Origin of the sequence: Methanobrevibacter sp., from assembly GCF_045220775.1 — an archaeon.
Taxonomy (GTDB): Archaea; Methanobacteriota; Methanobacteria; order Methanobacteriales; family Methanobacteriaceae; genus Methanocatella.
This window is the reverse complement of record NZ_JBGUWC010000070.1, coordinates 1-5,258: the sequence shown is the minus strand read 5'-3', so window position 1 is coordinate 5,258 and position 5,258 is coordinate 1. Positions and strand designations below refer to the sequence as shown.

At 33.9% G+C, this 5,258-nt stretch carries 11 protein-coding genes; 1 reads left to right on the top strand and 10 read right to left on the bottom strand.

Annotation, left to right across the window (positions count from 1 at the left end; translation table 11 throughout):
- From ACJROP_RS04165 to ACJROP_RS04130, 8 genes are all read right to left on the bottom strand, one after another.
- Positions 1–215 (bottom strand): hypothetical protein (locus ACJROP_RS04165; RefSeq protein ID WP_406534234.1); only part of this gene is annotated, 215 nt, incomplete at its 3' end.
- Positions 212–595, bottom strand: coding sequence for a helix-turn-helix domain-containing protein (locus ACJROP_RS04160; RefSeq protein WP_406534233.1), 384 nt, complete (start codon positions 593–595; stop codon positions 212–214). The genes ACJROP_RS04165 and ACJROP_RS04160, both read right to left, overlap by 4 nt.
- Position 596: 1 nt before the next feature.
- Positions 597–1,268 (bottom strand): PolC-type DNA polymerase III, encoded by a 672-nt coding sequence (locus tag ACJROP_RS04155; protein WP_406534232.1) that lies wholly within the window; start codon positions 1,266–1,268, stop codon positions 597–599.
- An 18-nt stretch (positions 1,269–1,286) separates the two neighbouring features.
- Positions 1,287–1,688: a hypothetical protein gene (locus ACJROP_RS04150; RefSeq protein ID WP_406534231.1), complete on the bottom strand. Its 402-nt coding sequence runs from the start codon at positions 1,686–1,688 to the stop codon at positions 1,287–1,289.
- A 5-nt stretch (positions 1,689–1,693) separates the two neighbouring features.
- A complete protein-coding gene (locus tag ACJROP_RS04145; protein ID WP_406534230.1) occupies positions 1,694–1,834 on the bottom strand; it encodes a hypothetical protein in 141 nt (46 codons plus the stop codon).
- Positions 1,835–1,840: 6 nt separating this feature from the next.
- Positions 1,841–2,476, bottom strand: a complete 636-nt coding sequence (locus ACJROP_RS04140) for a hypothetical protein (protein WP_406534229.1) — start codon at positions 2,474–2,476, stop codon at positions 1,841–1,843.
- A 6-nt stretch (positions 2,477–2,482) separates the two neighbouring features.
- Entirely contained in the window at positions 2,483–2,695 is a 213-nt protein-coding gene (locus tag ACJROP_RS04135; RefSeq protein ID WP_406534228.1) for a DUF4314 domain-containing protein, read from the bottom strand.
- A gap of 36 nt (positions 2,696–2,731) precedes the next feature.
- On the bottom strand, positions 2,732–2,980 hold the full coding sequence (locus tag ACJROP_RS04130) for a hypothetical protein (protein WP_406534227.1): 249 nt from the start codon (positions 2,978–2,980) through the stop codon (positions 2,732–2,734).
- Positions 2,981–3,078: 98 nt separating this feature from the next.
- Here ACJROP_RS04130 and ACJROP_RS04125 point away from each other — a divergent pair, with 98 nt between their 5' ends.
- Positions 3,079–3,285, top strand: a complete 207-nt coding sequence (locus ACJROP_RS04125) for a hypothetical protein (RefSeq protein WP_406534226.1) — start codon at positions 3,079–3,081, stop codon at positions 3,283–3,285.
- Positions 3,286–3,309: 24 nt separating this feature from the next.
- On the opposite strand, the gene ACJROP_RS04120 is transcribed toward ACJROP_RS04125, so the two are convergent.
- Together ACJROP_RS04120 and ACJROP_RS04115 are read right to left on the bottom strand one after the other, a co-directional pair.
- A complete protein-coding gene (locus tag ACJROP_RS04120) occupies positions 3,310–3,663 on the bottom strand; it encodes a hypothetical protein (protein ID WP_406534225.1) in 354 nt (117 codons plus the stop codon).
- 1,107 nt (positions 3,664–4,770) lie between these two features.
- Entirely contained in the window at positions 4,771–5,160 is a 390-nt protein-coding gene (locus tag ACJROP_RS04115; RefSeq protein ID WP_406534224.1) for a hypothetical protein, read from the bottom strand.
- Between the last annotated feature and the right edge of the window lie 98 nt (positions 5,161–5,258).

Below are 5,258 nucleotides of genomic sequence, written 5' to 3'. Positions count from 1 at the left end.
CCATGACAGTATAATCCAGGTATATGGTCTAATTCATCCATAGTCAAACCATATAATTTGTTATTTTCAGCTAGGACAATATATGCTGTGGGATGAGAACCTAAAGATAAGATATATAATTCATAATCTTTGTAGATGTCAAAGCATAATAATTTAAATGTTTCTCCTAGTTTACCTTTATATTCCATTTCTTCAAAGATTTCAGGTTTACTCATAGTTTACCTCCGCATCTTAAAGTGTCACGTATTTTTTTAGCTTCGGTTTTACTCCAGTTATGTTTTTTCATTCGCTCCACGATGATTTGTGCTTCCTCTTCTGTATTGCATAGGATTTTAACTAGTGAAACGTCTTTGTTCTTTTTCTGCACTATCCATCTACGGTAATATTTACTGTAGTAATAGTATCTTGGACTTGCTCTTCTTTTCAGGTTTAATAATCCTTCATGTTTAGCCCATTTGTAGTAACTGTTTTGTGTGGATCTGGAAATGTTTAGTTTATCCATTATCTCCTTGATAGTGTAACCTTTATTATAACACTCCACATACTCATCGTAACAGTCATTACGGTTTCCTTCAATAATATTAAAATTAACCATATTATTCCTCCTTGATTGTTTTTGGTAGAATGTTACGGTAGGCTTTTAATCCGTTGAAGTATGGTTGACGTGCATAGGTGATGAACTGGAATTTTTCACCAGTCACACCATATTTAGGATTGTATCCAAATAAGTTAACATATTCTTTAATGTCATTACGCTCCACTTTCAATTCTCTGAGGCATTCTTTTAATGCACGTGCATCATCAATAGCACGGTGGAATCGGACGTCTTCGAGTTTGTAATGTTCAACCATATTCTCTAATCTGTGCGGGTAACCGGCTCGGTCCTTGAATATGGTTAATGTATCTAACCATTTCACTTTAGATAGTTTGTCCAGGATGTCTTCTTCATCGAAGTATTCTTTTAATAAGTTGTATATGAATAGTAAATCGAATTGAGTGTTATGTGCTACCCATACACTATCCTTTTTGAGGACGGTTATTATTTTAGCAGCAGCATCTTTAGCAGCCACACCCTCGTCTTTTAACATTTCATCAGTAATACCTGTTAATTCAACTATCTTGGATGGTAATTTTTCATCTATTTGGATGAACTCATCATATTCTTCGGTTAATTTTCCATCATCATATACTAGTAATGCTAATTCTATGATATGGTCTTTTCCGGGTTTTACCCCTGTGGTTTCTGTGTCGAAATACACTATCCTCATGCTCAAAGTCCTCTTATATTATTTTTTGTTTTTTAAGTTGCTTTCAGGTATGCTGATTGTTACTACAATAGCTTCCCTTCTCTCTTCAATACAGTTAGCTAATGATATTTTCCAATCCTCTTCTAAAGCTTTTTGATTAGTTTTTATTTTATCTAATACTAGTGGTTCGTTGTCGAAGAATAATTGTACTAGGCCTTGCATACTATAATTGTAATAATGGTGTACATTATCGAATAAGTCATATTTTTTCAGAGCTTCGGTGATGTAATTGTATTTTAATTCACGGAAGTATTCTTGTATTTTTGTTGATGTGCCTTTACTATTATCATATTCCAATTCTAACTGTAATGCATCGTGGAGGCAACTTATTTCTTCAGTTGCCTCCAATAGAGTTATAAAATGGTCAGTAGTACGGGACATTTAAATTATCTCCTTTTTGGTTTGTAATCATCACATACGCTAGCTAAAGGAGATAATGTTCCTTTAGTTTTACTGCATCCTCCTTTCCTGGAGGGATCCTTATCATATTTATAAGTTTGGCAATTGCCACAAATCTCAAGTAACATTAAATTTCACCTCCCCACTATTTTTGCATGACGAATAAGTTTAATTACACGTTCGTTTGGTGCTCGACCACGACTCCATAATCCCATATCTTCCATAACTTCCCCATCCTCAAAATAGAGGTCGAATCTGCGATTATAATAACCTCCTTCACCTTTGGTGAAACTGTCTACTCCGACTTGTCCGTCGCTCCATTGTTGGCCGACCACATGTCTTTCACGATTAGCTAGTACATCGTTTTCCCAGAACTTTTTAGTGTGGCATTCATCACAGTTGAAATCTGCACGTCTACAGTTATCGTTTAATGCACAGTCTTTTATGATGTGCTCTTTAGTACAGTATGGTTCGCCAGTATAAGCGTACTCATAATCATCACATTTTTGACTATGGGTTGTTACTGTCCTGTTATGTTTGGTGCAGGTTCCGAGTAATCCTACACTTTGTTCTCGTCTTAACTCAATATGTTGGAGATAACCATATTTTGACCGGTCATATGTGAAGTTTTTACAGTAATGACAAGAGTCATCTTCATCGGCTCCGAATAATCTTTCGTAACAGGATTTACAGTAGTAAACTAATTCACCTTTCATTTCAACAGCATTGGTGCTGTTGATTCTCTTATTACACTCAGCACAATTAATCATAAATGGTTACTCTCCTTTTTTGTGGAATCTGTCAACATCAGGGTTAATAGCTATTCCAAGTTCAGCACAATGAAGTTGGCCAATGTCGTCAACGTGTTGTACTGTTAGTTCTGTTCCAGGGCTAGGTGCGTGTATGTCATCAACGTGGTCGATGATGATTACAGTTCCTTCAGGGTATTGTTTTCTAATAGCTTTGAGTTCTTCTTTTGATTTAAACATAAGATATGCCTCTAGAATATTGTTTCTTTTTTTTGATTACCACATGTCGTTTCCACTAAAGGTGTTGACATGTACATAGTCATCGTGTTCGGTTACGTCGCATAATCCGTTTTCTTTGAATATTTTAATTGCTTTTTCACGGTTTACTGGTACTTTGTGGATTGTTGGACTTCTGAATCCTAATCCATGTGTGTACTTGATTGGTTTCGGTGTTTCTTCTAAAAATTTAATAGTGCCTTCGCTATCGCATTCATGGTCTCCCATGATGCAGTATATTCTCCTCATATTTTCGCCTCCTCTCTTTCGTTGTTGATTTCTTGGAATGTTTTGCCCATCTGCATTAATTGGTTTAACTGGTTCATGTATTCTTTTACTGCTCGCATGTGTTTGCATTCCACTTTGCGGAAGTGGTATTGCTCGCAGCTACAATAGTAGCCATGATCTATATCGAAGTAGACGTCGTGTATTTCATCGGGTCTACTTTCGCTGCGGACTTCGAAATGAATCATTTCATCGGTACTTTCTACTATGCGTACTGGGCAAACCATTCTTTTAAACTCCATTTAATCTTTTTTTGGCAAATAAAATAAAAATGAATAAAAATAATATTTTTTTTAGTTTCTTCTTGGGATTTTTGTTAATTTGAATGCTTTGGAGTTGTCGAGTTCGATTACTCTGTTGCGGTTGTTGTCGTTTATGTAAAATCCTTCGAAGATTAGTTCGGTTATGTCTTCGAATTTGAATACGGTGTTTTCCATGTATAGTGGGTGGTATTCTAGTTCGTATTCTTTTGGGTTTATGCCGGTTATGGTTTGTGTTACCATGTTGATTACTGCGTCGGTTAGATCTGCTTGGCCATCTTGTGTTTTGATGGTGCATGTTCCGCCTATGCCGATGTAGTTTTTTTCGATGTTTTCTATGTGTTTTGGGTCTTGTTCTATTGGGAGTATTTGGTCGTAGTATACCATATTAATCATCTCATGTTTTTTCTTTGGGTTTTTTTCTTTGGGTAAATATTTTTTTTGGGGAGTTTAACTGTTAACTCCTACAAGTAACTATTAGTTTTCATAGTATATAAATGTTTTGGTACTAACTCTAAACTAACCCTAAAAAAAAGAAATGTATAGAAAAAACAACAAAACAATACTAAACTGTTCACACCCAAAAACAAAAACACCGATGTTTAAAAAAAAGTGTTCAAAAAAACAAACCCTAACCTAAAAACCATTCAAACAAAAAAACAAACCAATTAACCAAACAATATACAATGTCTAAAACCCTAAACAAGACAAAAAAAGCCAAAAACAACACAACACATCTACACCAAACACAAAAACACAACACAAGAAAAAAAGACCACCTAAAATAAACAAAAACACAAACAAAATAAAAGCAAGAAAAAAACAAAACCATAAAAATATAATAGCAAAACCATAGAATAATCAAAGAAAAAAACATCCCTGAAAATCCTATAGCTCATACCATTAATTTCTACATATTAAAAAATTATATTTTACCAATAATTAATATGAAACTTAAAGTATTTAAAACCAACCATCCCCATAGAAAAATCCCCAAAAACTCCACCACTACAGATATTCTACACAATCCAATAGAAATGTATTCAAAACATTAGAAAATCTTCAACAACTTTCATAGCAACAAATTTCTATAATAGCTATTACCCCCATATAGAAAATCCGTGAAAAGTTTATACCAACAAATAAGGTATTCCAAAAAAATAAGGGAATAGAAAATCCATGAAAAGTTTAACCACCTAAATTTTCTATTCACTAAAAATTTTTTAATACAAAATCTTTGAAAACTTTAGCAGCATAAATTTTCTACACTCCTTACTATAGGTTAATAGAAAATCCGTGAAAAGTTTATGTTCACCTTTTTTCTATTCAATCCAATAGAACTCTATTAAAAAGAATAGCTTAATCAGACCAACCTTCATTATCACTATAAATGTATTCCAACAATACATCTGGTAGGTCCTCAAAGGGTATACGATACTCCCTGCAAATCTTCCTTAATCGCATAATAGCTAATAACTTATCAAACAATATATGTCACCAACCCATTAAATCTTTAAACACCAATAACCCCTGACTTTCCGGATATTCCTCAATCACAGATAATAAACATTCAGCAAAATACCGTTTCTCCAAGTTATAAATTCCTTCCTGATGACGGAGCATATTCTTTAATTTAATATTCTCCTTCATCAAAGAATGCTCATCTACAGGCAAATACTTATTCAAACTACGTATATCGTTATTAGCTTGCTTTAACTCATAATCTAAGCTATTAAGTAAGTTACATATTTCTTCAGCTAATATTTTATCTTCAGAGCCAAAGAAACCCGTGTAAGTCATATCCTCCTCATCATAAATCTGTATTAAATCAGGCCCCTCGGAGTTATATGATTCCTGGAATTTAATAGTATACCTTTTAGTCATCAATATCCTCCTTTAGCTGCTTTAACTATTTCATCAGCTAATTCAACATAGTCCTTGCAATTCTCCGCATACCTTGGATCTACAATGTAACGTGATTT